Source organism: Microbacterium wangyouchuni, assembly GCF_054072595.1.
Genome location: NZ_JBSVRM010000011.1, coordinates 21,523 through 47,235 on the forward strand (window position 1 = coordinate 21,523; position 25,713 = coordinate 47,235).

Sequence of the window (25,713 nt, forward strand, 5' to 3'; positions counted from 1 at the left end):
GCCGACGAGCCCTTTGAGGAGCCGCGAATGCTAGTGCTCCTCGCTGTGTTCCTTCTCGGGGCTCTCATTCTTCCCGCGTTGGTGCGCTGGCTCGGAGCACGGGCTTTTGCCATTGCCGCTCTCATTCCCGCTGCGGCATTTGTCCAGGCACTGGTCATGACACCGCAGGTTCTGGCCGCAGATCCAACCCCGTTCGAGTCGGTCGAGTGGATCCCGCAGCTCGGGCTCAACCTCTCGATGCACATGGATGTGCTCGGCTGGGTGCTCACGCTGATCGTCACCGGCGTCGGGGCACTCGTGCTGCTGTACTGCCGCTGGTACTTCTTCGACGACACCGTCGATGTCGGTCAGTTCGCGGGAGTCCTGCTCGGCTTCGCGGGGGCGATGTACGGCCTGGTTCTTACTGATGACCTGGTGATCCTCGTGATGTTCTGGGAAGTCACCAGCATCCTCTCCTATCTGCTCATCGGTCACTATCGCCGCCGTGCAGCCAGCCGTCGTGCGGCCCTGCAGGCGCTGCTGGTGACGACCCTCGGCGGCCTGGTGATGTTCGTCGGCGTCGTGCTGCTGGTCGTTGACACCGGCACGTCGAGCATCATCGAGATCCTCGAGCTCGCGCCAACCGGACCGATCGTCAATGCCGCGATCGTGATGCTGCTGGTCGGTGCGCTGAGCAAGTCGGCGATCTTCCCGTTCCACTTCTGGCTTCCCGGCGCCATGGCTGCCCCGACCCCGGTCAGCGCCTATCTGCACGCCGCGGCGATGGTGAAAGCCGGCATCTACCTGATCGCCCGGTTCGCGCCGATCTTCGCGCTGTCTGACGCGTGGCGACCGATCGTCATATCGCTCGGCGTCTTCACGATGCTCATCGGCGGGGTACAGGCCCTGCGTGAAACCGACCTCAAGCGCATTCTTGCCTTCGGCACGGTGAGCCAGCTCGGCTTCTTCACCGTCGTCGTCGGTTATGGCACGCAAGCGGCGGCACTGGCTGGGCTGGCACTGGTCATCGGCCACGCCCTGTTCAAGTCGGCGTTGTTCCTCATCGTCGGTGTCATCGACCGTCAGCTGTCCACTCGAGACATCACCGAGCTCTCCGGCGTCGGCAGGCAGGCTCCGGTGATGACGACGGCCGCGTTCATCTCGGTCGCGTCGATGGCCGGCATCGCGCCGACGATCGGGTTCGTCGCCAAGGAATCGGCGCTGACCGCGTTGCTCGACGACGCGGTGGGCGGATCACCGTGGGGACTCGTCGCACTGATCGGCGTGATTCTGGGATCTATGCTCACTGCGGCATATGGCGCGCGCTTCCTGTGGGGCGCGTTCTGGAAGAAGCGCGATGACCGTGGCGAGCGGATGCCGGACACCGTCTGGCCCGACCCGCCGGTGGGCTTCCTCTCGGCCCCCATCATCCTCGCCGGCCTCACGGTCGCCGCAGGCATCGGCGCTCCGGCCGTGGACGTCGCGCTGCACGGTTATGCGGTCACGGCGAGCCCGGGTCTGGATGCTGCCGGCCAGGCCGTCGAAGGCCCGGGGCATCTCGCCCTCTGGCACGGCTTCGAGCCGGCACTCGGTATCTCTGTTGCGTCGATACTGCTCGGTGTCGGGATCTTCCTGCTCACCCGCCGAACCGGCTGGGACCGCCGGCCGCGCGTGCTGAAGTTCACCGCCGCGGACGTGTATGCACTTGTCATGCGCGGCATCGACCGACTCTCGGTCATCACCACCAGTCTCACCCAGCGTGGCTCGCTGCCCGTGTACGTCGGCACGATCTTCGTGGTCTTCGTCGCGGCGGAAACCACTGCGCTGCTCGCCACCGACCTCGATCGGGTGAACCTCTCTGCGTGGCACACGCCGACGCAGCTTGCCGTCGCCCCGATCATGGCGATCGCCGCAGTGGTCGCTGTGCAGGCACGCAAGCGTTACACCGGAGTGGTGCTGGTCTCGGTGACCGGCCTCGGCATGGTCGCGCTGTTCGCGACCAGCGGGGCGCCCGACCTCGCCCTCACTCAGATTCTCGTCGAGACCGTCACCCTGGTCACGTTCGCCCTGGTGCTGCGTCGTCTGCCGTCGCGCATGGGGGAGCACAACGCCTCGGTCTCTCGCATCCCGCGCGCTGTGCTGGCGATCGGCGTCGGCGTCACGATGGCGTTCGTCGCTGTCGTGGCCACTCAAGCGCGCATCGCCCCGCCGATCTCGCTCAGCTTCCCCGAACTCGCATACGAGTTCGGACACGGTATGAACGTCGTCAATGTCGCGCTCGTCGACCTCCGCGGCTGGGACACCATGGGCGAACTGTCGGTTCTCGTGCTGGCTGCGACGGGCGTGGCATCCCTCGTGTTCGTCACCCATCGCGCCGACATGCTCTCGCAGCGTCCGTCCCTGCCCCGCCGCGTTAAGCGGAAGGTGCGCATCGCGCCACTGGTGGAAACGACCGACGGCATCCGCTTCCAGACCGCCGAGAATCGCAGTAACCCGCGTGCCTGGCTCGTCGGGGGTCAGCAGATGAAGCCCGAGGATCGTTCGATTCTGCTCGAGGTGATCGTCCGCATTCTGTTCCACACCATCATCGTCGTCTCGATCTACCTGCTGTTCGCCGGCCACAACGGCCCGGGCGGCGGTTTCGCCGGTGGTCTGGTCGCCGGCATGGCCCTGGTGATGCGCTACATCGCCGGCGGACGGTGGGAGCTGGGCGCGGCTGCACCCGCGGATGCCGGACGCCTGCTGGGTGCTGGATTGATCCTGGCCGTCGGCACCGCCATCATGCCGCTGTTCTTCGGACTCTCGCCGTTGACCAGCACGTTCTGGGAGTGGGAGATTCCGCTGATCGGACACATGGAGTTCGTCACCTCGACGATCTTCGACGTCGGCGTATACCTGGTCGTAATCGGTCTCGTGCTCGATGTGCTGCGTAGCCTCGGCGCTGAAGTCGATAAGCAGGCGCAGGAGATGCGCGTACGGGGGGTGAGCCGCTGATGGATGTCTCGCTCACTCTGATCCTCGTGATGGCCGTGCTGTTCGCCGCCGGCGTGTACGCCATGCTCGAGCGCAGCCTGACCCGCGTGTTGATCGGCTTCCTGCTGCTGGGCAACGCCACCAACTTGCTGCTGCTGATCGTGATGGGCGTCCCCGGAAACGCACCGTTCTACGGCGAGACCGATGTCACCGACCCGTTACCGCAGGCGCTGACGCTGACGGCCATCGTGATCACCTTTGCCGTCTCGGCATTCCTGCTGGCGCTCATCTACCGCTCCTGGCAGCTGGGTCAGGCCGACACCGTTGAAGACGACGAGGCCGATATCGCCCTGCGCCAGCGCACGGATGAAGACGAAGACGTCATGGATGACGAAGACGACACCAGCGACGATGACGCCACCACCGACTTCGTGGACGTGCGCACCGCCCCCATCACCGTGCTGAACATGCGTGATCATCCCTCGATTCAGGATGACGCGCCGATAGACAGGCTCTACTCAGAGCCTTCGCGGCCGGACGCTTCGACAGACGCAACGACCGAGGGGGAGGAAGACCGCACATGACCGCGCTCGTTCCCCTTCTCGTCGCCCTGCCGCTGCTGGGCGCGGCGATCACCCTCGTCTTCGGTCGTAGCCCGCGACTGCAGGTGTTCGTCACTGTCGCCAGCCTCGTGGCGGTCGCGATCATCGCCGCCATGCTGCTGATTGCCGTCGACGGCGGAACACCGCTCGCGGTTTCGGTCGGCGGTTGGCCGGTGCCCTTCGGCATCGTGCTCTACGTGGACCGGCTGGCCGCGCTGCTCGTGCTGATCTCGAGCGTCGTCCTGCTCGCAGTGCTCTTCTTCTCGATCGGCCAGGGTGCCGCAGACGGGTCGGATGAGACGCCGATCTCGATCTTCAACCCCTCGTACCTCATCCTCGCCGCGGGTATCTTCAACGCCTTCATCGCCGGTGACCTGTTCAACCTCTACGTCGGGTTCGAAATCCTGCTGGTGGCGTCGTATGTGCTGATCACGCTCGGCGGCACCGAGTCGCGCATCCGCACGGGCGCGGTCTACATCGTCGTCTCATTGGTGTCATCGATCCTGTTCCTCGCCGCGATCGCTGCGATCTACGGGGCACTGGGCACGGTCAACATGGCGCAGATCGCCGAGCGCATGGGCGAGTTGCCGCAGGAGACGCAGCTGGTGCTGCACCTGATGCTGCTGGTCGCCTTCGGCATCAAGGCGGCGATCTTCCCGGTGTCGTTCTGGCTGCCAGACTCCTATCCGACCGCGCCTGCACCGGTCACGGCCGTCTTCGCCGGGCTGCTCACCAAGGTCGGTGTCTACGCGCTGATTCGCACCGAGACGCAACTGTTCGCCGAAAACAGCATCAATACGCTCCTGCTGATCGTCGCGATGGCGACAATGGTGATCGGCGTGCTCGGTGCGGTGGCGCAGGCGGAACTCAAACGAATTCTCTCGTTCACGCTGGTCAGTCACGTGGGCTACATGATCTTCGGCCTGGCAATCGCCACCCCCGCCGCGATCGGCGCGACGGTGTACTACATCGTGCACCATATCGTCGTGCAGACGACCCTGTTCCTGGCGGTCGGGCTCATTGAACGAAGAGCGGGCAGCACATCGATTCTGCGTGTGAACGGACTGCTGAAGATTGCGCCGCTGCTGGCGGTGCTGTACTTCATCCCCGCAATCAACCTGGGCGGGTTGCCGCCGTTCTCCGGTTTCATCGGAAAGTTCGCGCTGTTCGATGCCGCGGCATCCGTGGGCACACCACTGATGATGGTGCTGATCTTCAGCGGCATCATCACCTCGCTGCTCACCCTCTACGCTCTGATGCGCGCGTGGAATCTCGCCTTCTGGCGCGAAGAAGCGGACTCGACCGAGACCGATGCTGACCGCCGCATCTCCTACCTCGACAACGCACCCGCAGCCGACGAGCAGCAGGAACGCCGCCACATCCCGCGGATCATGACCGTTGCCACCGCGGGAATGGTCGGCGTCACCCTGATGCTGACGATCTTCGCCGGGCCCCTCTATGCGCTGTGCGATCGCATCGGCGCCTCGCTGCTGCAGCCGGTGAACCTCATTCAGCTCGAACAGGAGGTCGAGTCGTGAGCCCGCAGACACCGCGCAGCCTCGCGCGCGACCTGTGGGCGCAGCTGCCGTTCCTGGCGTGGCTCATCCTGTTGTGGATGCTGTTGTGGAGCCAGTTCACGGTACTGTCCTTCCTCACCGGATTCATCGTCGCGGTCTTCGTCACCCGCGTCTTTCGCCTCCCGACCATCGAACTGTCCGGACGCATCAACCTCTGGTACGCGTTCCTGTTCGTCGTGCAGTTCCTGTGGGCCGTGGTTGCCGGCGCCGTCTCGGTCACGGTTCAGGTGTTCGATTTCCGACGCCAACCGGGTGTGGCGATCATCGCGGTGCCGCTGAAGTATGCGGATGACCTGATCATGACGCACGTCTCGGTCACCTCGTCGCTCATCCCTGGATCTCTCGTGGTCGAAACCGATCGGCATCGCCGCATCCTCTATCTGCACATCATCGGGGTGCGCAACCTGGCTGAAGCGCACGCCACGCGCGACGGCATCCTGCAGTGGGAGAAGCGGATCGTGCGTGCGCTGGGCAGTCCGGCGCAGTATCGTGCGCTGAAAGAGGACGAACGCACCGGAGGTGGACGATGAGCATCCTGATGATATTGATCCTCGTCGTGTTCGGCCTTGCCGCAATCCTGACGGTGGTTCGGATCATCCGTGGCCCGTCGATTCTTGACCGTGCCGTGGCATCCGATGTGCTGCTGACCGAGGTGATGTGCGTATTGGGCGCCGAGATGGCGATCAATGGGCACACCCGCAGCATCCCGGTGATGCTGATCATCGCCGCGGTCGGCGTTTTCGGATCGATCTCCGTTGCCCGCTATGTCGCGCGAAGGGACAACACGACGACATGAACGTGCTCGGTTTTGTGATTCCGGATGCCGTCATTGATGTGGCGGTGCTCGTGCTCATCCTGCTCGGAGCGCTGCTGTGCCTGTCCGCCGCGGTCGGGCTGCTGCACTTCCGCGACGTGCCCTCTCGGCTGCATGCGGCCACCAAGCCCCAGGTGCTCGGGGTCATCTTGATCTGCCTGGCCGTCGCCGTGTCGCAGCGCTCGATCGGCGGCATTCTGCTGGGAATCGCTCTTGTCGCGCCGATCGTGCTGATGCAGTTCGCCACGGCGCCGCTTTCGGCGCACATTGTCGGACGCCAGGCGTATCGCAACGGCACCGCCGAGGAACGCCGCCTGGTCGTGGACGAACTGGCCGAATCGAAGCAGACGCCGCCCGCCGCGGGGTAGTTGGCGGGCTGGTGTCGGTGTGCCGCTTTGCCGGTGCGTCGCTGCGCCCCTTTTCCCGCGCACAACTCCTGAGAAACATGGCCTCAGTGGCCTGAAACGCACGGTTTCGCGCGCACAGCGGTGATTCTTCAGGAGTTATGCGCGCGGCGACTCCTTCTGCACAATCGGCCGATGGCCGAAGTGGCAACGAAAGCCTGTGGATAACCCGCCCGCGCCGCACGCCGCACGCCATCGTGTCGTTATGAAGACGGTGAGGCAGAAGTACTTCGAGGCATATCGGCCGGTCATCTCCACGCGCGCGGAACTTCACGCGGCGGGGATGACCGGCAATGACATCACAGCAGCAGTTCGTTACAAGCACCTGCTGCGCCTGCGGCGCAACCACTACGCCCGGCCAGATCTCTCTGCCGACGTGGCCGAGGCCGTGCGCATCGGCGGTCGGATCTCGTGCCTCTCGCTGCTGCAGATGATCGGCATCTTCGTGCTGGAAGTGTCCGGACTGCACGTCCATGTGCCGCCGCTGATGTCGCGCATCCGCACGAAGAAGAGTAAATCGACGCGATTGCACTGGGGGCGCTGGTCTGAGGACGCCTGTCAGAAACACGTGGTTCCGTTCCACGACGCTGTGCGCCAGGCGATCCGCTGCCAGACGCCCCGCGCGGCACTGGCAACGCTCGACAGCATCGTTCATCACGGGCTGATGACGTACGAGCAGCTCGTCGAGCTCTTCGCCGACTTACCCGATCGGTTCAGGGCGCTTCTTCCGCTCGTGGATGCCTCCGCGGCCTCCGGCCCCGAAACCTTCATGCGGCTCATACTGCGCTCCCTGGGAGTGACTTACGAAACTCAGGTTCTGTTACCGGGTGTGGGCTACGTCGACTTCATCGTGGACGGCTGGCTCATCATCGAGTGCGACAGCAAGGAGTTCCACGAGGGCTGGGAGAAGCAGGTCGAGGATCGAGACAGAGACATCGCCGCTGCCCAGCTCGGCTATGTCACCGTTCGGCCCCTCGCCGGCGACGTTCTCTGGCACTCCACGAACGTGCGCCGACAGCTGGCGGACATCATCGCTGCGCTCGGGCCGAAGTTCATCAATCCGCGTCGCGCATAACTCCTGAGAAGTACCGGCAGCTGGCCCGAAAAACAGCCGCCACGCCCGAGCATCCACCGTTTCTCAGGAGTTGTGCACGGGATCGGCGGCCATGCGAGGATGGCATGTGCATTCAGCAGGAAGCCCCCTCATCCGCCTCGGCGCATGGGTGCGTACGAGCCTGGAAGATCCCGTGCTCCGCGCCCTCGTCACAGCAACCGCGGTCTCGCGGATCGGGCGCGGGGTGTTCTTCGCCATCACCGTGTTGTTCTTCACGCAGATCATAGGACTCAGCGGCACAGAGGCCGCGATCGTGCTCGCGGTTGCAAGCGCCTGCGGTGTTCTCGCCTCGCTGCTCGGCGGGTGGTTGGCCGACCGGTGGAGCGCCCGGCGACTGACGTTCGCGTTTGAACTTCTCGGCGCGATCTTCTTGATCGGCTACGCCTTCGTCGGCGATTTCGTCAGTGCGCTCGTCATCGCGTGTGTCGGCAACTTCTTCGACACGCTCGGCCACTCTTCGCGTTCGGCGATCATTGCTCGCGGCTTCTCACCGGACAAGCGCGTGAACGCCAGGGCGGTGCTGCGCACGATCACCAACCTTTCCATCGCCCTCGGTGCCGGCATAGCGGCCATCGCTCTCGCAATCGGCACGGCCGTGGCGTATCGGAGCGTCATCGTCGCTGCCGGCGTTCTCGGAGTGCTCGGGGCAATGGCGCTGCTTCGCCTGCCTGCGCGCGTGGACGCACCTGCGCGCGGCGCCGTCGAGCCGGTGCACACCGAGACCGGATCAATCGACACGGCAGCGTCGGAGCGGAGCGCACGTGAATCGCGTCGCGACTGGAACCGGCGTTCGCCCTGGCGCGACCGGCGCTATCTCCTGCTCACCTTGCTCTCAGCGATGTTCGGGATGCAGTTCGGGGTGGCGGAAGTGGGGATGCCGCTGTGGATCACGACGGCAACCAATGCCCCCGAGGTGACCGTGGCCATCCTCCTGATCGTGAACACCACGCTGGTGGTGATCTTCCAGGTGCCGATGTCTCGCGGCACGCACGACATCCGTACCGCGGGGCGTGTCACCATGATCGCCGGGTGGCTGATGGCGGCTGCGTGTATCGTCTACGCACTGTCGGCCGGTCTTCCCGCCTGGTTCGCGATCGTGGTGCTCATCATCGCCGCGGTCACGCACACGTTCGCCGAAGTGCTGTCCCAGGCCGGTGCTTGGGGGCTCAGCTTCGAGCTGGCAGATTCGAAGCGAGCGGGCGCTTACCAGGGCGTCTTCGGTATGGGGTTCTCCCTCTCGGCCCTGGCCTCGCCGATCCTGGTCAATGCAACGGCAATCGAGCTCGGAATCGTCGGCTGGATCATTCTCGCGGTGATCTTCCTGGGCGCGGCGCTCGGAATTGCCGCGATCGCGCGCCGCGCAGCGGCACCCCGCGTGCATAACTCCTGAGAAACAGGCCAGGTCGGGGTCGCTGGGGCCCCTGCACCACTAATCTCGGAAATTCTTCAGGAGTTGTGCGCGGACACACATCCGCAGTCGCAGCCCCAGCCGCAGCCGCAGCCCCGCCACCCCACCTCAGAGCGAGCGGGCAAACTCCGTGATGATCTCGGCGGCGAGTTCGGCGTCGCTGATGAGCGTGCCGTGGCCGTGGTCGGGGATCTCCCGCAGCTCCGCCCGTCCGGGCACGAGCCGGGTGATCTCGGTGCACCACGACACCGGAGCCAGCGGGTCATGCGCGCCGCGCACCACCAGCACCGGGCACTTCACTTTCGCGTACGCCTTCTCCGGCTCGTGCACCACTGTCGCGCGGATCTTCCTGACCAGGTGCGGCCCGCCGCGCAGGTACTCGCGTGCTCCGCGCCACAGCACGATGGGTCGCTCGCCGATAAGGTCTCGCAGCAGGTACGTCGCCTGCTCCCATACGCTGCGTGCCGCGCTGTTGACCGTGGGCCCGGCCAGTACCAGCCCGTCGAGGAGGTCGGGATGCCGCGCTGCCAGTTCGGCCCCGATCTGACTGCCCATCGAATGGCCGATGACGACGGCATCCGAAACTCCGGCACTGCGCAGATAAGCCGCGATCAGATCGGCATGGCGCGCCATAGTCAGCGTCCGTGACGGCTCCGGGGCCTCGCCGAAGCCCGGCAGGTCGAGCGCGATGATGCGTCCGGGCAGGCGCTCGATGAAGTCGAGGTAGACGCTGCGCCCCATGCCGATGCCGTGGATGAGCACATACGGTCGCGCACCGGTGCCGAAGTCTTCGGCGATGAGCGTTGCTCCGCCATGGTCGAACTCGACGACTGATGCAGGGATACCTTCAGGGGCGAGGAGACGTTCTGGCACGTCTTGACCCTAACGCCTCAGAGCACCGCGGATAGGAAGTCCCTGGTGCGCTGCTCCTGCGGGTCGCTGAACATCTGCTCGGGCGCGCCCTCTTCGACGATTCGTCCACTGTCGAACATCAGCACCCTGTTGGACACATCGCGCGCGAACTGCATCTCGTGCGTCACGATCAGCATGGTCACATCGGTGTCGCGGGCGACATCACGCAGGATGTTCAGCACCTCCCCGACCACTTCGGGGTCGAGGGCACTGGTGACCTCGTCGAGCAGCAGAATCTCCGGTTCCATCGCCAGCGCCCGCGCAATGGCGACGCGCTGCTGCTGCCCGCCGGACAGCTGCGTGGGATGCGCGTTCTCCTTGTCGGGCAGCCCGACCTTCTCCAGCAGCGCGCGTCCGCGTTTGATGGCCTCCCGCTTGGAGAGTCCAAGCACGTGCACGGGTGCCTCGATGATGTTCTCGATCACGGTCATGTTCGGGAACAGGTTGAACTGCTGGAAGACCATGCCGATGCGCTTGCGCATCTCGTTCTTGTGCTTTTCCTTCAGTTCGACGCGCTTACCGTCCTTCTCATAGTGCGTGAGAGGGCTGCCGTCGATGAGGACGTAACCCGCGTTCGCCTCCTCCAGCGTCATCACCAGGCGCAGGATGGTCGTCTTACCCGAGCCGCTCGGTCCGATCAGGGTCACCCGATCCCCGCGGCGCACGGTGAAGTCCAGGTCATGCAGCACGACGTGGTCGCCGAATCGCTTCTCCACCCTGTTGAACTGGATCGCCGGCACATCGCCGTCGTCCAGTGTGATCGCGCCGGTGTGGGCGTCAAGCGGTGGTGTATTCAAGACGTTTCTCCAATCGCCTGGCGAGCACCGAGCTCAGAAGGCTCGCCACCAGGTAGATGAGTCCGGCGAGGATGATCGCCTCGGCGTAGCGGAAGTTCTGGCCGCCGTACAGCTGTGCCTGGCGGACGAGTTCGGTCACGGTGATGACCATCAGGAACGGGGTGTCCTTGAACATCGAGATCACGTAGTTGCTGAGCGCCGGCAGAGTCGCGCGCAGCGCCTGCGGAATGATCACAGCCATCCAGGTGCGACCGGGCGACATCGACAATGCTGTGGTCGCCTCCCACTGGCCCGGCGGCACCGCGTCGATGCCGGCTCGGTAGACCTCGGCCATATAGGTGGCGTAGTGGATGCCGATAATGATTGTTCCGAGTACGAGCGGAGGCACGCTCGTGAACACGTAATAGGCGAACAGCAGCTGCACGACGAGCGGCGTCATGCGGATGAAGTTCATCAGCAGGGTGATCACGGCAGCCACCGGTCGCGGCGCGGTGCGACGCCCGAGCGCGATGATCAGCCCGAGGATGGCGGCAATGATGCTGCCGATGATCGTCACGACCAGCGTGACGGTGAAGAATTTGAGCAGTAGCTCGGGGAGCACCGCAGACGCGTGCTCCCAGCTCCAGAAATCGTTCATCCGAACTGGCCCGCCCCCTTGGCATCCGGGATCGGCGTCTTCATGATCGCATCCGACCACTTGCCGCCGTATCCGAGGCGATGTTTCGCGCGCGTCTCCAGTGCATTCATGGCGAGCGTGAGCACGTAGGCGATCGCGAAGTACACGAGAAGACCGAGCGTGTAGGCGAAGAAGACGTCAGTCTGTACGCGGAGTCGATTCAGCTCGGCGGTGAAATCGACGATCGTGATCAAGTACACGACGGCGGTTCCCTTCAGCAGCTGGATCAGCAGGTTGTTCAGTGAGGGAAGCATCAGCGCCCACGCCTGGGGGAAGATCACGCGCCACATCCGGTGGGTGCGCGACAAGCTCAATGCCGTCGTCGCCTCCCACTGGCCGGCAGGGACGGAGTTGATCGATCCGCGCACGACCTCGGCACCGTAGGCGCCGTAGTTCAAACCCAGGGCCAGGATGCCAGTGAAGACAGCGGGCAGCTCAACGTTGAACGGGGGGAGAGGCAGCACGAAGAAGAAGAAGAACAGCTGCACCAGCAACGAGGTTCCGCGGAACAGCTCGATGACGGTGCGGGCGATGCCCCGCAGGAAGATGTTCTCGAACCGTGCCAGCAGGCCGAAGCCAATGGCGACGATGATGGCCAGGAGGGCACCGCCCGCAGTCAGCTGCAGGGTGATGATGACCCCATCAACGAGATAGGGCAGCGCCCTCCAGAGCGCTTCGAAGTTCTCAGTCACGTCAGTGGATGCTGGCGCCTCAGCCGAGTTCGCCCGAGCACAGCTGCTCGGTGGTCAGGTCAGCCGGGGGCAGGTTCTCGGCGGTGAATCCGAAGGGCTCGACCAGGTCAAGGTAGGTCGCCTCGTCGGCGGTGATCTTCGCGAGCTCCGCGTTGTATGCCTCGAGCAGCTCGGTGTCCTCCTGGCGGAACACGGTGGCACCGGCACCGATCTGCTCGACGCCGTCGATCTCCTGCACGAATGCGCCGGTGGTCTCGACGTCATCCATGTCTTCGGTCATCCAGTTCATCGACACGGCGGTCAGAGCGAAAGCATCCGCACGTCCCGACTGCACGATCTCGATACCGGCAGTCGCGCTGTCGACCGTCACGGTGCCTGCGATGCCGAGGTCCGCGGCGTAGCCCTCTTCGATCGCGCCGGACTGCACGGCGAGCGTGACGTCGCCGGCTGCGGCGATCGAGTCGAGGTCGCTCAGGCCCTTCGGGTTGCCAGCGGGCACGACGAGCGTGGTCGTGTACATGATCTCGGGATCGCTGAACGCGGCCTCGGCGCAGCGGTCGGGGAGGATCGACATACCGGCGCTGACGACATCCCAGCGGCCCGCGGCGAGACCGGGGATGAGCGAGTTCCAGTCGACCTCTTCGATCTTGATGTCGTCGATGCCGAGGTTTCCGAAGATCTCCTTGTGCATCGCGATGGTGGCGCCGGTCGGCTCGCCATCCTCGACCCACGAGTAGGGCTGCTCGGACGCGATCGCGAGGGTGATCGTGCCCTCTTCCTGCGCCTTCTCAAGCGTGGTCATGGTTTCGCTGCCCCCGCCGTCGCCGGAAGTTCCGCCGCCATCCGAGGCGCATCCGGCCAGAAGGCCGACGGTCAGGGTTCCGATGGCAGCTGTGGCGATGCCGAGTCGCGTCATTCGCTTGGTCATGATTTCCTCGCGTTCCGTATGAAATGTCGTAGGTCGGCGGGCTGCATAGCCGCCGTAACCGTGCCCCAGACTATGGAATCTGTCGAGCGATGTACAGTCAGAACCGCAGATTGTCTACAGATATACAAAACCGTGATCTTGCGGCAGACTGGAAAACCTTGCGTCGGCTTCGTTTCTGGGCGCTGAGGATCGACAATGAGATGTTCGCGGTTTGCGCGACGGCTGGAAGGGATGCACATGGCCTCACACACCCCTCGCGCGGTATCGCCGATCTCCATGGTCCGGGTGGCTCGTCCATCGACCGTCGACCTCATCACCGCAGAGTTGCGCAAGGCCATATTCACGGGCGCTCTGCCGGTGGGTAGTCCGATCGGTGAGGTCGAGATGTCATCGCAGCTCGGCGTCAGCCGCAGCCCCCTGCGGGAGTCGACACAGCGCCTGGTGCAGGAGGGATTGCTGACAGCATCCCCCGGGCGCGGCATGAGGGTCAGCGTTATCGGGCCCGAGCACGTCGCCGACGTCTATGACGCGCGTCTGGCGATCGAAGGGCAGGCGGCGCGACTGATCATCCGGTCCAAGTCAGCCTCGGCTCTGGATGCCCTGGAGAAGGCCTATGCGGACCTCGTCGAGATCAGCGAGGGTACGGATGCTCGCGCCATCGGCGACGCTGACATCGAGTTTCACCGGTTGCTCGTCGACTCGGCCGGAAGCAGGCGGCTGTCGCACTACATGGCGACTCTCGCAATCGAGACACGCATCGCCAGCCTGAGCGATCCGAACGGGTACACCGTCCGTCGGTCGGTTTCGGCCACGTACCGGGAACTGCTCGATGCGCTCGCCGCAGGCGATGCGGCCTCCGCCTTCGCTGCGCTGGATCGTCAGTTCAGCGAAGCGGTCAAGCGTCTCACCGGAAAAGACGACGACGTCGACACCGTCGAGACCCCGGCCGATGAAGAACCACCCGCTTTCGGGCCTATCGAGTTCGTCGAAGAGGTCTGAACCTCAGCCCTTCGGCGTCAGCACCAGCGTGTTGACGGTTGCCTCGTCGACGGCATCCGGAGTGAAAGCCCACGGCGTCTGGACGCCGGCGGCCCAGTCCTCGGTCTGATCGACATAGTTCGGGTGGAAGGCGTGACCGGATGCCCCGCTGAGATGATTCCACGTCGAGTCGTCGAAGTTGGCCAGATCGATCACCATGCGCATCGACGGGACGGTCGTCGTGGCGTAGGACTCGCCGAGCTCCCAGCCGGTGGCATTGACAACGGACGCTCCGCCGCCGACCGGGTAGGGGCCACGGTTGAAGAGCATCTCGATCGGTGCGATTCCGGAGGATCCGAGGGTGTCGCTGGTGAGTGTGATGGCGTGCAGGCCACCCCAGTTCCACCGTGCGGTGGCCTCGCCCTGCAGCGAGACCAGCTCGTCGTAGGCTTGCTCGGCTGACAGCGCCAGCATCTCGTCCATGCTCGCGACGTCGATCTGCTCGTTCGTCCAGAGGGGGTCGGAGGGGTCATCGAGCATCCCGCCGACGACGAGGAACAGTCGCGCCTGGCTGTCGTGCGGCAGCGGCTCTGCACGATTGGCGAACAGGTTCATCACGAGGTTCTTCCACAGCACGTTGGCGTACGCAGCGCCGGCCGATGTGGGATTGTTCTGGGCGTCCCAGGTGCGCAGCAGTGCGACGGCCTCTTGCGGGCCGGCGCCGTCGACTTCGACCTCGCCCATCGCGGTGGCCAGCTTCTTGCCGATCCACATCTCGTTGTCGTTCTGGATGTCGCGCATGTCCTGTGCGGTGAGGGGGGCGAGCGCCGCACGGCGCTCGATCATGTGGGCGATACGCTCGGCGCGGTAGCCGTAGTCCCAGTCGCGCGAGAGGAAGTAGTCGTAGTCGTCAGTGACGATGGCGTTGTTCGCGGTGACGATGAACCCGGAACTGGGGTTGTACGAGACCGGAAGCTCTTCGAAGGGGATGAAACCCGTCCAGTCGTAGGCGCTGTCCCAGCCCGGCTGCGGAAGCCAGCCGTCACCGGCGCCACGGATGGGCAGGCGCCCGGGTGCCTGGTAGCCGATGTTGCCTTCGATGTCGGCGTAGATGAGGTTCTGTGCGGGAACATCGAACAGGGATGCTGCGCGCCGGAAGTCGTCGAAGTTTTGAGAGGTGTTCAGGGCGAAGATCGCGGACGCGGTTTTTCCGGGTTCGAGTGCGGTCCAGCGCAGACTCACCGCGACGTCGCCCGCGGGAATCTCCGGAGCACCGTCGAGGGGGAGGACAGTACCGCCGGTTCCGACCACAGGGGTCTCTGCGATCGCGGTGAAATCGTCGACGAGCCCGGAGATGATCGGTCCGTGCACGGTGGAGCGGATGGTGAGATCGATGTCGTCGCCGCCGGCGACCTTGATGGTCTCCTCGCGGACCTCCATCGGCACAAGTGCGCCATCGCGCCAGTACTGATCGCCATCGACCTTCTCGATGTAGAGATCGGCGACGTCAGTGGTGAGGTTCGTGAAGCCCCAGGCGACCTGGCTGTTGTGGCCGATGACGACGCCGGGCAGGCCGGAGAACGAGAATCCGCCGACGTCGAACGGGCACTCGGCGCTGACGGTCGAGCAACGCAGCTGTACCTGGTGCCAGACGCTCGGGAGGGCAGCGCCGAGATGCGGGTCGTTCGCGAGGAGGGGCATCCCACTCTCGGTGAGTTCGCCAGAAACGACCCAGGAGTTCGAGCCGATGCCTTCGCCCACGTCGCCGATCAGCAGACTCGCGGCTTCGATGACGCTGTCGGCTTCGGCCCACTCGACGGTGGTGATCGCGGTCTGGATATCGGCGTCGTCGTCTGTGGTGACGGAAGCGGGGGCTGCGCCCGTGCCGTCCTCCAGCGGTTCAACGGTCGAGATTGTCGGGACGATGACGGGGTTCTTATCGAAGGGATACGCCGGATAGAGCTTCTCCAGCAGCGCCTGGCTGTCGGCAGCGGCGGTGTCGTCGCCAGCATCCGCCACGAGCAGCGCACGCTGAGTCTCGTCCTCGATGTTGGTGCGCAAGTCCCAGGCCATCGCCTTGAGCCAGGAGACGGAATCTGCCGGCTCCCATGGCTCGACCTCGTAGTCGGGGTTCTGTATTCCGAGAACGGCATATTCGAGCGAGAGGTCTGCGCCGTCATGCGAGGCGAGGTAGGCGTTCACGCCCTCGGCGTAGGCGTCGTAGTAGCTCCGCGTCGTCTCATCGAGCGCTTCGACCTCTTGCTCGGCGGTGTCACGCCAGCCGAGCGTGCGCAGGAACATGTCGGTGCCGGCCTGCGATTCACCGAACATCTCGGCGACGCGGCCGCTGGTCACGTGACGGCGGAAGTCCATCTCGAAGAAGCGGTCCTGGGCGTGCACGAATCCTTGTGCGTAGAACAGGTCGTGCGAGGAGTCGGCGGTGATGGTGGGGATGCCAAGCTCATCACGCTGCACGCTGACGGCTGTTTCCAGTCCGTCAACCTCGATCTCACCGGACGCCTGCGGGAACGAGCGCTGGATCGTCCACACGACGACGAAGGCGATGATCACTACGATCACGATGAGGGCTGCGACGACGCCGAACGCGATCCGCCCGATCTTCGCAGCGGGGAAGCGCGGCGCGTCGGGTTCCGGATATTCAGTCGTCATCGAGAGCTCTTTCGGGTAGGAGGGTGGGACTCGGTCTCACCGACCCCCGGAGTACGTTTCGGGACGCACTCTGTGATCCTATCCGGGGAAGGACTCTTCGTCAGGTTTGCGCGCGGATGTGCGTGTGCACCTGCGTCCGCGCCTGCACACTTGCAGGGCCGAAGCACGGACGCAGGGCGAAACGCCGACGGATGCCCCTGCAGGTGTGATCTCTCCCTGCAGGTGTGTCCGCGAACAGGATCAGTCGGTGCCGGAATCGAAGGCTGCGCCCTCGGATGCCGAGTCGACAGCGTCCGAGAGAGCGTCGTGTGTTCCGCCGGAGCCGGAGATCTCGGATGCCTCGCCCGCAGTGACGCGTCCGACGAGCTCGCCCGTGGCGCCGCCGACGAGACCGAGGCCCGCGTACTGCTCGAGGCGCGAGCGCGAGTCGGCGATGTCGAGGTTACGCATGGTGAGCTGGCCGATGCGGTCGACCGGACCGAAGGCTGCGTCACCGACGCGCTCCATCGACAGCTTCTCGGGTCCGTAGGAGAGGTTCGGGCTGGTGGTGTCGAGAATCGTCCAGTCGTCGCCGCGGCGGAGGCGGATCGTGACGGTGCCGGAGATGGTCAGACCCACCCAGCGCTGGATCGACTCACGCAGCATGAGCGACTGCGGCTCGAGCCAGCGACCCTCGTACATCAGGCGACCGAGGCGTCGGCCCTGCTCGTGGTACGTCGCGAGGGTGTCTTCGTTCAGGATGCCGTTGACCAGGCGCTCGTACGCGATGAACAGCAGCGCCATGCCGGGGGCTTCGTAGATGCCTCGCGACTTCGCTTCGATGATGCGGTTCTCGATCTGGTCGCTCATGCCGAGGCCGTGGCGTCCCCCGATGGCGTTCGCCTCGAGGACGAGCGCGACGGGGTCGGCGTACTCAACACCGTTGAGCGCGACGGGGCGGCCGCCGTCGAACGTGACCGTGACATCTTCGGTCTCGATCTCGACGGAGGGATCCCAGAACTTCACACCCATGATCGGGTCGACCGTCTCGAGTGAGACGTTCAGGTGCTCGAGGGTCTTCGCTTCGTGCGTCGCACCCCAGATGTTGGCGTCGGTCGAGTACGCCTTCTCGGCGGCGTCACGGTAGGGGAAGCCGTGTTCGACGAGCCACTCGCTCATCTCCTGACGCCCACCGAGCTCGGTGACGAAATCGGCATCGAGCCAGGGCTTGTAGATGCGCAGGCGCGGGTTGGCCAGCAGGCCGTAGCGGTAGAACCGCTCGATGTCGTTGCCCTTGTAGGTGGAGCCGTCGCCCCAGATGTCGACGCCGTCTTCTTTCATGGCGCGCACGAGCATGGTGCCGGTGACAGCGCGGCCCAGGGGTGTGGTGTTGAAGTAGGTCTTGCCGCCGGAGCGGATGTGGAACGCGCCGCACTGCATTGCGACGAAGCCCTCTTCGACCAGCGCGGTCTTCGCATCGACGATCCTGGCGATCTCGGCACCGTACTCGAGCGCACGGCCGGGGATCGACTCGATGTCGGTCTCGTCTGGCTGACCGAGGTCGCCGGTGTACGTGCAGGGGATCGCGCCCTTGTCGCGCATCCATGCGACGGCGACGGAGGTGTCAAGGCCTCCGGAGAAGGCGATGCCGACGCGCTCGCCGACGGGAAGTGACTGCAGGACCTTAGACATGGTCTCCATTCTATCCAGCGGGTGGGTATGCCCCGGCCGGAGCGTCATCAGCCCGGCCGCGGCATCCGCTCGTGTCCCAAATCCCAGACGCACCGCGGCGTATGCGGCGTGTCGGATGCTGGACACGCCGCGGCCGACCCGATCCATCCGGGATCCGGCACGCCCTCACGCCCTCACGACCCCTCAGTACCCCGGGTACTCCTGCATCCGCTCCTGGAACTCCGCCTGATCGGCCTCGCTGAGCAGCTCCGGTGCCAGGAAGTAGATCTGCAGACCCTCCAGCGGCTCGCCGGTGCGGTCGTGCTGCGCCTGGCGCTCGCCGAGGAACTCGCCCGTGCGGTCGTTGGAGAGGTCGTACGTCACCGCGTAGAACCGCATCGGGTCGGGGTAGTTGTCGGTGTACGCCTCCCAGGTGTGCTGGGTGTACGGGTCGGTGCTGCCGTAGAAGCGCTCCAGGATCGTGTCATCCAACCCGGATGCCGGATCGTTGAACGAGTACAGGTCGTACATGCCGTAGTCGGTGAGCACCTCTTCGATGACGGCCAGGACCATGAGTTTCTGCTCGTAGTCCTGAATGGGCTCCTTCGTCATCCACGACGCCGAGGTGTACTGCACCAGCATCGACTCGCCGCCGTAACCGTTGCGCTCCGGCCGCAGCACCTCGTCGCCCGCCTGGGTCCAGGTGTAGCCATACCGCGATGTCAGGCGCTCACGGACTTCAGCCAGCGCTTCGTTACTGAGGCGCTGCACCTGCTCCAGAGACATCTGACCGAGGACCGTGTTCGCCGATGTGCCCTTGATTCCCGGAAAAGCCTCTGCGTGCTTCTGATCCGCGGTCTTCTCGCCCTGATAGCTGCCCGATGCTGACGTCTGCACAGCGCTCATCGCTCCGACCGTCGCCACATTCAGCAGCAGGGTGATGACCAGGGCGGATGCCCCGAGCATCCGACCTCGTGGCGAAGCCAGCGCCGCGATCACGACCCCGACCACGATCAGTTGCAGCGTCAGCAGTGTGACGCCGTAAAGCAGGTCGGTGCCGCCGGAGAGCAAGGTGGCCAGCAGAATCAGTGCGAACAGGACCGCCGATCCCAGCGCCGACCAACCGATCGCATTCGCCGGTTGCCGCTCCGCCCGGGTCGCCGCTGTCGAACTGACGATCGGCGAGGGCGGCGTGCCGTAGGGGGCCACTCCATCGGTGCGACGAGCGCCGTGATAACCACCGGGCGGCGGCACCGGGGGAGCGCCGGCCGCATCGGAAACGTAGCGGGCGCGCTGCGGCTCTACCATGGCTTATCCGTCCCGCCGCCGGGGGCATTCTGTTCGCCCTGCTGATTTTGTTCGCGCTCTTCGGCGCCCTGCTCGAGCTTCTCCTGAAGCTCGTCGAGCTTGTCCTGATCGGGCTGCTGCGGCTGGTCCTCCTCGCCGCCCTCGTCGCCCTGACCTTCCGGCGGCGGCTGCTGGCTCTGCTGCTGCTTCTCCTGCAGACGATCACCCAACTCGTCGAGCGAGTCCTGCATACTGCGATCCGGATCAGGCGACTGCCGATCGGCCTCGTCGCTGTTGCACTCCTTCGGAGTCTCCGCCGTGATCAGCAGCGCTTGACCGTACAGATCGGTCGCACCGATCCCGTCACCGTCGTCGAGGGCGGCGTCCCCTTGCCGTTCGATGACGAGCGCGAGGTTCACTCGGATGGCGCACACCTCGAGTCCGTTCGCCAGCGGCAGTGCCTCCTCGAACTTCACGCGTGCACGATCGAGCTCGTCAGCGCCGGCCAGAGCGGTGCCCACGTTGTAGGGGGCTTTGTACGGCTCGAACCAGTTGAGAAACTCCTGTCCCTCGGCCGCCGCCTGCGCACCCGCATAGTCTGCGACGACGTAGGAGGTGACGGCCTGGTGCGCGAAGGCGTACATGCTCAGCAGCTTGCCTACGAACAGCAGCGCCGCCAGCGTCAGTGGCAGAGTGCCGATCATCACCCAGCGCCGCACGGTGCGACGGCGGCGATTCGACGCGATCAGAGCGGCCGCTTCGGAGGTCATCGGGCACCTCCTCTCATCGCCAGCCCGCGCATCTGCGCAATGAGCATGGTCGCTCGTGCCAGTTCCACGCCCAGCAGCACGACGAGCACGAGAGCGAAGATCCAGTAGAGCTCGATCACATTGCCGACTGCCCCGGCATCCGTATATGTCGTGGTCGTCGTCGGCGCTTCCGGGAGGTCGATCGCGGTGTCTGCTGTGCGCAACTGGTAGCTCACGCCGAGTTCACCGGCGATGGTCTGCAGGTTTGCGTCGTCGATCACTGACAGGGCAGGCGCGCCCAGATACTCGATGTAGTCGCCGCCGAGTCCGGTGACGTCTCCGGTTGTGATCTTCATCGGCCCACCTTGGCTGGTGCCGTATCCGAGCACCGCACCCGTGTCGACATACTGCGCGCTACCCGCGAATGACTCCGGTTCGCTCGTGGCCGTCTGCTCGCCGTCGCCGAGGTAGAACACCATGCGCGAGCGATCGGATGCCGACTCCGCCGCCGCCGCGAGCGTTTCGCGCAGCATCCCGCTGGCAATGCCGATCGAACTGCCGCGTGATTGCGATGTGACTTCCGGATGCAGGATCTCCAGCGACGACATCAGCGCGGTGGTGTCGGTCGTCAGCGGGAGACGCAGTTCGGATGTCGCATCGAACGTGATCAGCGCGAAGCGCGCCCCGGGGTACTCGTCGACGATGGACTGCACATCGGCACGGACGCCCTCCAGCCGCTGCTCGGTGCCGTTCCAGTCCTCGGCGACGATGCTCGCGGTGGTGTCGACGACGATCACGATATCGGTCTGGGTGGCGAGAGTCTGGGTCGTACCGCCGGGGATGCCTGGACGCAGCAGCATCGCAAAACAGGCGAGCAGCAGCACCAGTCGCAGTGCCCAGAGCCAGCGCGGCGTCTTGCCGACGGGCCGGGGTGCGACCAGCATCCAGATCACCAGGAACACCACCGGTGCGAACAGCAGCACCAGCAGGAAGACGTTGAGGACCGGTTGAAAGATCACAGCCTGACCCTCCACAGCAGCACGACGAATCCGAGCCCGGCGACCAGCAGCACCGCGATCCACAGGTTCGGTGTGTCCGTCCACACCACCTGCGCCTGCCCGCGCAGCTGCGTGGCATCCTGCTCCTGAACATCCCGAATGACGTCTGCGACCGTTGTGGTGTCGCGCAGCCCGTAGGTCTGGCCGCCGGTCACCTCGGTCGCAGCGATCAGCTCGTCACTGATCTGCGTGTTCACACCCTGCACTGGGTTCAGTGCGAAGACGCGCACGCCGACGGATGCGGCATAGGCGGCTGCTTCTTCGAGGTTGACGATGGATGCTCCGGCGACCTCATTGTCGGTGGCCAGAATGATCGACCGGCTGCGCTCGTCATCGAGATGATCGAAGCGCATGGCGCACGAGGCCAGGCCGTCGCCGATGAGGGAGGCGCCGGGGCCGTTGAGGGTGCCGACCCAGTGCTCGGGGATCTCCTCCATGTAGTCGAAGCTCGACCGGATGCTCTCCAGGTGCGTGCGGATGAAGTCGTAATCGTCGGTCAGCGGAAACACCTGCACCGGAGAGGAGTTGAAGATGGTGAGTCCGATGCGCTCGCCCTCGAGCCCGCTGAGCAGTTCCTCGAAAACGGCGAGCACCTCGACGTCGACATCGCTCATCGAGCCGGAGACATCCAGGCAGAGCATGATGTCACGACTGGTGTTGACGGGCTGGATCGTCTCGGATGACATCGGGCGCGCGGCGACGACCCCGCCGACGGAAGCAGCAACGACACCCAGTGCGAGCACGCCGACGAGGGCCGCCGTGCGCCGACGCACAGCCTGCTGGAATGACCCCAGCTCGCGCAGCCGCTCCGCGCGGGCGACGGGTGCACTGGGAGCGCTGGTGTGGCGCGCACTGCGGCGCAGGCCCAGAACCAGGCCGATCGCGATCGCCGCCAGGATGATGGCGGCGGCGATGAGGAGCATCCACCAGTTCGCTAGTGCCACGACGCCACCACCCTGCGTGCGGCTTCCACACCGGCGATCGGGTCGATGGCCGGATCGCGGCGGAAGATGCTCGGATAGTAGTACCGGTTCATCGCGTCGATGAGTTCGGGCTGGACACCGAGCTTCTTGAGGTCCTCGAGCGCGAGGACCGGGGCTTCCAGGCCGCTGTACTCATTGACGAACGTGCGCACCACACGGCTGAGTTCGAGATTCGCCCTCCGAGCCGATAGCGATCCGGCCCGGTAGTCCGCCTCGATCTGACCGATGCGGACGTCATATTCCATTCGGAGCATATTGAGCGCTTCGCCCGTGAGGGGTATGCGCTGCTGCTGCTGATCCAGGGTGACGAGGCCTCGCCGCGGGCGGGTGAGGAGGATCAGCACCCATGCCGCCAGACACAGCAGCGCCAACACTGCCAGAGCCAGCAGCAACCATCCCCAGCCGTACTGGGCGGGTGGATAGAGCTCGTCAGGAGCGGACATGCGCCCTCCGGTTCAGCATGCGCAGCAGTTGCGGGACCGCGTCATCCTGAGTGTCGAGGGTGGCATGGCTGATCTCGAGCCGATCGAGGAGCCGGGTGCGGTGCTCGGCGGCCGCGAGCGTCTGCGCCTGCAACTCGTCCAGCACCTCATGGTCGCCGTGCACGAAGTCGGGAACGCTCCAGCGGGTGTCCACATCGCGTCGGCGACGGCCGTCCCGCTCCCGGCCGTCCCGTTCCCTGAGCCTGTCGAGGGGAAGCACCGGGTCGGCATCGTTCAGCGTGACCCACAGCACGTCATGCTGCGCGCGGAGTCGGCGCAGCATCCGCTCGGTTCCATCTGTGACCGGAGCATCGTCCGTGATCACGACCACGATGCAGCGGCGCGCGATCGTGCGGGCGACGAACGAGAGCAGCGCATCGCGGTCGCTGGGCGCGGCGGCGCTTGAAACCGCGTCGTCGATCGTGCGGAGGGCGTGTTCGAGGGCGCCCTCGCTACGCCCGGGAGCGAGACGCCGGATGCGAGCACTGTCGCCATGCACGAGGGTGAAGTCGTCGCCGTGGCGCAGCGCCAGGATCCCGAGGGCTCCCATCGCGAGGATTGTGAGGTCTTTCTTCGGTCGCTCATCGTGGGCGAGTGCTGTCATCCCGCGCCCGGTGTCGACGACGAACAGCACGGTGTGCATGCGGTTGGCGCGGTGGCGTTTGACCAGGGGAGTGCCGAGCCGCGCCGTCGCACGCCAGTCGATGTCGCGCACCTGATCGCCGTACTCGTACGCGCGCAAGTCTTCGAAGTCGAGGCTGCGCCCGTGCAGCAGCGATGCGTAGGCGCCATCGAGCGCGTGCATCGACTTCTGCGATGAGTGGATGAAGAGCTTGCTCTTCACCTGGGTGATCAGACTGGCCATGGCGGACTACGGCGTCGGCACTGCGCCGAAGATCTGGTCGATGATCTCTTCACTGCGGATGCCCTCAGCATCCGCTTCGAACGTCAACAGCACCCGGTGGCGCAGGACGACATGGCGGAGGGTGCGGATGTCTTCCGGGATGACATGCGTGCGGCCGCCCAGCAGCGCGAGCGCGCGGGACGCCTGCAGAAACGCGATACTCGCCCGGGGGCTGGCACCGTACTTGATGTAGCGGGCGCGATCCTCGCCGATGTAGGGGCCGGGGTTACGGGTGACATACGCGATCGAGACGATGTAGTTGCGGATCGCGTCATCCACATAGATGCGGGATGCCACGTCCTGCAGCATCCGTACGTCGTCCAGGGAAACGGCGCTGGCGACGTGCCGTTCCGGGTCGAGCACGCCCGAATCGATGCGTCCGAGGATCTCGAACTCGTCGGCGGGGCTCGGGTAGTCGACGATCTCCTTCAGCAGGAACCGGTCCATCTGCGCCTCGGGCAGCTCATAGGTGCCCTCCTGCTCGATGGGGTTCTGCGTGGCGATGACGAGGAAGGGCTTCGGCAGGTGGTGCACCTCTCCGCCGATGGTGGTCTGGTGCTCCTGCATCGCTTCGAGCATCGCGGACTGCGTCTTGGCGCTGGAGCGGTTGATCTCGTCGAGCAGCACGAAGTTCGCGTGCACCGGACCCAGGACCGTGCGGAACGAGCTGTTCGCCGCGTCATAGATCTGGTTGCCGGTGATGTCGCTGGGCAGGAGATCGGGCGTGCACTGGATGCGCTTGAAGCTGGCCTTGATCGTGTCGGCCAGGGTGGACGCGGCGGTGGTCTTCGCCAGGCCGGGCACGGATTCGAGCAGGATGTGGCCGCCGGCAATCAGGGAGACCAGCAGGCTGGTGCGCAGCCGCTCCTGACCGACCATCTTCGCCGAGTAGGCGTCGGAGATCACCCGCAGCACCTCGCTCGCGCGCGCCATCTCCGCGTCGCTGGGTCCTGCCTCGGCCGCTGAACCGTTCCCTGAGCTTGTCGAAGGGGCGGAGCCCATCCCTGCACCCGTCGGCACCGATGTGATCGGCGCTGCAGCCGGTGGCGGCGGCGGGGGCGGAGCCGACGAGCCGCTGTTCGAAGCGAAGGGGGGCTGGGTCATCTGGGTCTCCTCAGTTGCATCCGGGAGACGCGCGGCTTCTGTCCCCCGTTGAAAAGGGTAACCCGTGCGCCCTGCTGCTGCTCCGGTCGCACTTCGTGCTGCTCTAACGCGCTTTTAGCGACCTAAAGTGCGACCGGAGCGGCGGGCACGACCGCAACACCGTCGGGAGCGCCGCGCCGGCGGCCGACCCACACCACGAACGCGGCGACCGCGACGATCGCAAGGGCGATGCCGACGATGTAGCCGGCCACGCCGAGGTATCCACCCTGCAGATGCGGGTCGAGGAACGGATACGGGTACCACCACGGATCTCCGCTCGCCGGGGCGATGATGAGGTTCGCGCGGATGAGCGTGTACCCCGCCCACACGACGGGGAAGATGGCCGCCACGGCCACGGTGCTCCACGGCAGCAGCCGACGCTTCGGCGCGAACAGCACATCGGCCAGTAGGAAAAGCGGGAACACGACGTGCAGCACCTCATTCGACCACGGCACGGTCATGCCCTGGGGGAGCTCGACATTTCGCAGCAGAGTGTTGTAGACGATGCCGGTGACGATCATGTACGTGCTCACGCAGGTCAGCAGCACGGCCAGTCCGCGCGGTTCGACTCGGCGGTCGCGCCCCCTCGTCAGAGTCCAGACCGCGAGGATCACCAGGACGATGGCGCCGAGAAGGTTCGACAGGACCGTGAAGAAGCTGAGGAAGTTCGTGACGACGGTCGGGATGTGCGATCCCCATTCGGTCGGGGCAGCGCGGCTGTTGGCGACCGTCAAAGAGAGCTGGGCGATGATGGCGGCGAGAGTGAGCCCCGCGGCGCCGAATCGTACGTATGGCCACCAGCGAGTCATTGTTCCTCCGCGCAAACTGTATCCTCCGGTCGCACTTCGTGTCGCTATTACTCCGGCGGATTCATATGGTGGGAGCAACGCTCTGATTGAAGGAGCTGTTCATGGTCACGTTGTTTCCGCTGAG

General features: G+C 65.3%; 24 protein-coding genes. 9 read left to right on the top strand and 15 right to left on the bottom strand.

What is annotated here, in order from left to right; genetic code table 11:
* Nucleotides 1-27 precede the first annotated feature (27 nt).
* From ACW5CM_RS15660 to ACW5CM_RS15695, 8 genes are all read left to right on the top strand, one after another.
* Nucleotides 28-2,973, top strand: coding sequence for a Na+/H+ antiporter subunit A (locus ACW5CM_RS15660; RefSeq protein ID WP_457125569.1), 2,946 nt, complete (start codon nucleotides 28-30; stop codon nucleotides 2,971-2,973).
* Nucleotides 2,973-3,536, top strand: a complete 564-nt coding sequence (locus ACW5CM_RS15665) for a Na(+)/H(+) antiporter subunit C (RefSeq protein ID WP_438252480.1) — start codon at nucleotides 2,973-2,975, stop codon at nucleotides 3,534-3,536. The genes ACW5CM_RS15660 and ACW5CM_RS15665 overlap by 1 nt, the downstream gene beginning before the upstream one ends.
* Nucleotides 3,533-5,092, top strand: coding sequence for a Na+/H+ antiporter subunit D (locus ACW5CM_RS15670; protein WP_438252481.1), 1,560 nt, complete (start codon nucleotides 3,533-3,535; stop codon nucleotides 5,090-5,092). The genes ACW5CM_RS15665 and ACW5CM_RS15670 overlap by 4 nt, the downstream gene beginning before the upstream one ends.
* A complete protein-coding gene (locus ACW5CM_RS15675) occupies nucleotides 5,089-5,661 on the top strand; it encodes a Na+/H+ antiporter subunit E (RefSeq protein WP_439255469.1) in 573 nt (190 codons plus the stop codon). The genes ACW5CM_RS15670 and ACW5CM_RS15675 overlap by 4 nt, the downstream gene beginning before the upstream one ends.
* Nucleotides 5,658-5,927, top strand: a complete 270-nt coding sequence (locus ACW5CM_RS15680) for an MrpF/PhaF family protein (protein ID WP_438252483.1) — start codon at nucleotides 5,658-5,660, stop codon at nucleotides 5,925-5,927. The genes ACW5CM_RS15675 and ACW5CM_RS15680 overlap by 4 nt, the downstream gene beginning before the upstream one ends.
* Nucleotides 5,924-6,313, top strand: a complete 390-nt coding sequence (gene mnhG, locus ACW5CM_RS15685; RefSeq protein ID WP_438252484.1) for a monovalent cation/H(+) antiporter subunit G — start codon at nucleotides 5,924-5,926, stop codon at nucleotides 6,311-6,313. The genes ACW5CM_RS15680 and mnhG overlap by 4 nt, the downstream gene beginning before the upstream one ends.
* 241 nt (nucleotides 6,314-6,554) lie before the next feature.
* Nucleotides 6,555-7,424: a putative endonuclease domain-containing protein gene (locus tag ACW5CM_RS15690; protein ID WP_457125570.1), complete on the top strand. Its 870-nt coding sequence runs from the start codon at nucleotides 6,555-6,557 to the stop codon at nucleotides 7,422-7,424.
* 106 nt (nucleotides 7,425-7,530) lie between these two features.
* On the top strand, nucleotides 7,531-8,853 hold the full coding sequence (locus ACW5CM_RS15695) for an MFS transporter (RefSeq protein WP_457125571.1): 1,323 nt from the start codon (nucleotides 7,531-7,533) through the stop codon (nucleotides 8,851-8,853).
* 126 nt (nucleotides 8,854-8,979) lie between these two features.
* On the opposite strand, the gene ACW5CM_RS15700 is transcribed toward ACW5CM_RS15695, so the two are convergent.
* Genes ACW5CM_RS15700 through ACW5CM_RS15720 form a run of 5 tightly spaced genes read right to left on the bottom strand, consistent with a single transcriptional unit; the run spans nucleotide 8,980 to nucleotide 12,876 of the window.
* Complete coding sequence (locus ACW5CM_RS15700; protein ID WP_439255472.1) at nucleotides 8,980-9,744, bottom strand: alpha/beta fold hydrolase; 765 nt, start codon at nucleotides 9,742-9,744, stop codon at nucleotides 8,980-8,982.
* A 17-nt stretch (nucleotides 9,745-9,761) separates the two neighbouring features.
* Nucleotides 9,762-10,544: an ectoine/hydroxyectoine ABC transporter ATP-binding protein EhuA gene (gene ehuA, locus ACW5CM_RS15705; protein WP_438253054.1), complete on the bottom strand. Its 783-nt coding sequence runs from the start codon at nucleotides 10,542-10,544 to the stop codon at nucleotides 9,762-9,764.
* A 16-nt stretch (nucleotides 10,545-10,560) separates the two neighbouring features.
* Nucleotides 10,561-11,217, bottom strand: a complete 657-nt coding sequence (gene ehuD, locus ACW5CM_RS15710) for an ectoine/hydroxyectoine ABC transporter permease subunit EhuD (RefSeq protein ID WP_457125572.1) — start codon at nucleotides 11,215-11,217, stop codon at nucleotides 10,561-10,563.
* The gene (gene ehuC, locus ACW5CM_RS15715) at nucleotides 11,214-11,948 is read right to left on the bottom strand and encodes an ectoine/hydroxyectoine ABC transporter permease subunit EhuC (RefSeq protein ID WP_457125573.1); all 735 of its coding nucleotides are present in this window, start codon (nucleotides 11,946-11,948) and stop codon (nucleotides 11,214-11,216) included. The genes ehuD and ehuC overlap by 4 nt, the downstream gene beginning before the upstream one ends.
* A 19-nt stretch (nucleotides 11,949-11,967) precedes the next feature.
* Nucleotides 11,968-12,876 (bottom strand): transporter substrate-binding domain-containing protein, encoded by a 909-nt coding sequence (locus ACW5CM_RS15720; RefSeq protein WP_438252491.1) that lies wholly within the window; start codon nucleotides 12,874-12,876, stop codon nucleotides 11,968-11,970.
* Between the two features lie 237 nt (nucleotides 12,877-13,113).
* Here ACW5CM_RS15720 and ACW5CM_RS15725 point away from each other — a divergent pair, with 237 nt between their 5' ends.
* Complete coding sequence (locus tag ACW5CM_RS15725) at nucleotides 13,114-13,875, top strand: GntR family transcriptional regulator (RefSeq protein ID WP_457125574.1); 762 nt, start codon at nucleotides 13,114-13,116, stop codon at nucleotides 13,873-13,875.
* Between the two features lie 3 nt (nucleotides 13,876-13,878).
* On the opposite strand, the gene ACW5CM_RS15730 is transcribed toward ACW5CM_RS15725, so the two are convergent.
* From ACW5CM_RS15730 to ACW5CM_RS15775, 10 genes are all read right to left on the bottom strand, one after another.
* A complete protein-coding gene (locus ACW5CM_RS15730) occupies nucleotides 13,879-16,524 on the bottom strand; it encodes a penicillin acylase family protein (protein ID WP_457125575.1) in 2,646 nt (881 codons plus the stop codon).
* A 240-nt stretch (nucleotides 16,525-16,764) separates the two neighbouring features.
* Nucleotides 16,765-18,195 (bottom strand): argininosuccinate synthase, encoded by a 1,431-nt coding sequence (gene argG / locus ACW5CM_RS15735; RefSeq protein WP_438252494.1) that lies wholly within the window; start codon nucleotides 18,193-18,195, stop codon nucleotides 16,765-16,767.
* A gap of 183 nt (nucleotides 18,196-18,378) precedes the next feature.
* Nucleotides 18,379-19,482: a hypothetical protein gene (locus tag ACW5CM_RS15740; RefSeq protein ID WP_457125576.1), complete on the bottom strand. Its 1,104-nt coding sequence runs from the start codon at nucleotides 19,480-19,482 to the stop codon at nucleotides 18,379-18,381.
* Nucleotides 19,476-20,231 (bottom strand): hypothetical protein, encoded by a 756-nt coding sequence (locus ACW5CM_RS15745; protein ID WP_457125577.1) that lies wholly within the window; start codon nucleotides 20,229-20,231, stop codon nucleotides 19,476-19,478. Before ACW5CM_RS15745 ends, ACW5CM_RS15740 begins: the two co-directional genes overlap by 7 nt.
* Nucleotides 20,228-21,229: a vWA domain-containing protein gene (locus tag ACW5CM_RS15750; RefSeq protein WP_457125578.1), complete on the bottom strand. Its 1,002-nt coding sequence runs from the start codon at nucleotides 21,227-21,229 to the stop codon at nucleotides 20,228-20,230. Before ACW5CM_RS15750 ends, ACW5CM_RS15745 begins: the two co-directional genes overlap by 4 nt.
* On the bottom strand, nucleotides 21,226-22,212 hold the full coding sequence (locus ACW5CM_RS15755) for a VWA domain-containing protein (protein WP_457125579.1): 987 nt from the start codon (nucleotides 22,210-22,212) through the stop codon (nucleotides 21,226-21,228). Before ACW5CM_RS15755 ends, ACW5CM_RS15750 begins: the two co-directional genes overlap by 4 nt.
* Nucleotides 22,203-22,694 carry a hypothetical protein gene (locus ACW5CM_RS15760; RefSeq protein ID WP_457125580.1) on the bottom strand — a complete coding sequence of 164 codons (492 nt, stop codon included), beginning with the start codon at nucleotides 22,692-22,694 and terminating at the stop codon, nucleotides 22,203-22,205. The genes ACW5CM_RS15755 and ACW5CM_RS15760 overlap by 10 nt, the downstream gene beginning before the upstream one ends.
* A complete protein-coding gene (locus tag ACW5CM_RS15765) occupies nucleotides 22,681-23,598 on the bottom strand; it encodes a DUF58 domain-containing protein (protein ID WP_457125581.1) in 918 nt (305 codons plus the stop codon). The genes ACW5CM_RS15760 and ACW5CM_RS15765 overlap by 14 nt, the downstream gene beginning before the upstream one ends.
* A gap of 6 nt (nucleotides 23,599-23,604) precedes the next feature.
* Nucleotides 23,605-24,570, bottom strand: a complete 966-nt coding sequence (locus tag ACW5CM_RS15770; protein WP_439255604.1) for an AAA family ATPase — start codon at nucleotides 24,568-24,570, stop codon at nucleotides 23,605-23,607.
* A 293-nt stretch (nucleotides 24,571-24,863) separates the two neighbouring features.
* Nucleotides 24,864-25,589 (bottom strand): Pr6Pr family membrane protein, encoded by a 726-nt coding sequence (locus tag ACW5CM_RS15775; protein ID WP_439255489.1) that lies wholly within the window; start codon nucleotides 25,587-25,589, stop codon nucleotides 24,864-24,866.
* Between the last annotated feature and the right edge of the window lie 124 nt (nucleotides 25,590-25,713).

Excerpts from the sequence above, each read along its gene's own strand:
- ACW5CM_RS15665 (WP_438252480.1), top strand. The coding sequence starts at position 2,973 with ATGGATGTCTCGCTCACTCTGATCCTCGTGATGGCCGTGCTGTTCGCC.
- ehuD (WP_457125572.1), bottom strand. The coding sequence starts at position 11,217 with ATGAACGATTTCTGGAGCTGGGAGCACGCGTCTGCGGTGCTCCCCGAG.
- ACW5CM_RS15660 (WP_457125569.1), top strand. The coding sequence starts at position 28 with ATGCTAGTGCTCCTCGCTGTGTTCCTTCTCGGGGCTCTCATTCTTCCC.
- argG (WP_438252494.1), bottom strand. The coding sequence starts at position 18,195 with ATGTCTAAGGTCCTGCAGTCACTTCCCGTCGGCGAGCGCGTCGGCATC.
- ACW5CM_RS15740 (WP_457125576.1), bottom strand. The coding sequence starts at position 19,482 with ATGGTAGAGCCGCAGCGCGCCCGCTACGTTTCCGATGCGGCCGGCGCT.
- ACW5CM_RS15775 (WP_439255489.1), bottom strand. The coding sequence starts at position 25,589 with ATGACTCGCTGGTGGCCATACGTACGATTCGGCGCCGCGGGGCTCACT.
- ACW5CM_RS15770 (WP_439255604.1), bottom strand. The coding sequence starts at position 24,570 with ATGGCGCGCGCGAGCGAGGTGCTGCGGGTGATCTCCGACGCCTACTCG.
- ACW5CM_RS15680 (WP_438252483.1), top strand. The coding sequence starts at position 5,658 with ATGAGCATCCTGATGATATTGATCCTCGTCGTGTTCGGCCTTGCCGCA.
- ACW5CM_RS15765 (WP_457125581.1), bottom strand. The coding sequence starts at position 23,598 with ATGGCCAGTCTGATCACCCAGGTGAAGAGCAAGCTCTTCATCCACTCA.
- ACW5CM_RS15690 (WP_457125570.1), top strand. The coding sequence starts at position 6,555 with ATGAAGACGGTGAGGCAGAAGTACTTCGAGGCATATCGGCCGGTCATC.
- ACW5CM_RS15725 (WP_457125574.1), top strand. The coding sequence starts at position 13,114 with ATGGCCTCACACACCCCTCGCGCGGTATCGCCGATCTCCATGGTCCGG.
- ACW5CM_RS15760 (WP_457125580.1), bottom strand. The coding sequence starts at position 22,694 with ATGTCCGCTCCTGACGAGCTCTATCCACCCGCCCAGTACGGCTGGGGA.
- ACW5CM_RS15670 (WP_438252481.1), top strand. The coding sequence starts at position 3,533 with ATGACCGCGCTCGTTCCCCTTCTCGTCGCCCTGCCGCTGCTGGGCGCG.
- ACW5CM_RS15720 (WP_438252491.1), bottom strand. The coding sequence starts at position 12,876 with ATGACCAAGCGAATGACGCGACTCGGCATCGCCACAGCTGCCATCGGA.
- ACW5CM_RS15730 (WP_457125575.1), bottom strand. The coding sequence starts at position 16,524 with ATGACGACTGAATATCCGGAACCCGACGCGCCGCGCTTCCCCGCTGCG.
- mnhG (WP_438252484.1), top strand. The coding sequence starts at position 5,924 with ATGAACGTGCTCGGTTTTGTGATTCCGGATGCCGTCATTGATGTGGCG.
- ACW5CM_RS15745 (WP_457125577.1), bottom strand. The coding sequence starts at position 20,231 with ATGACCTCCGAAGCGGCCGCTCTGATCGCGTCGAATCGCCGCCGTCGC.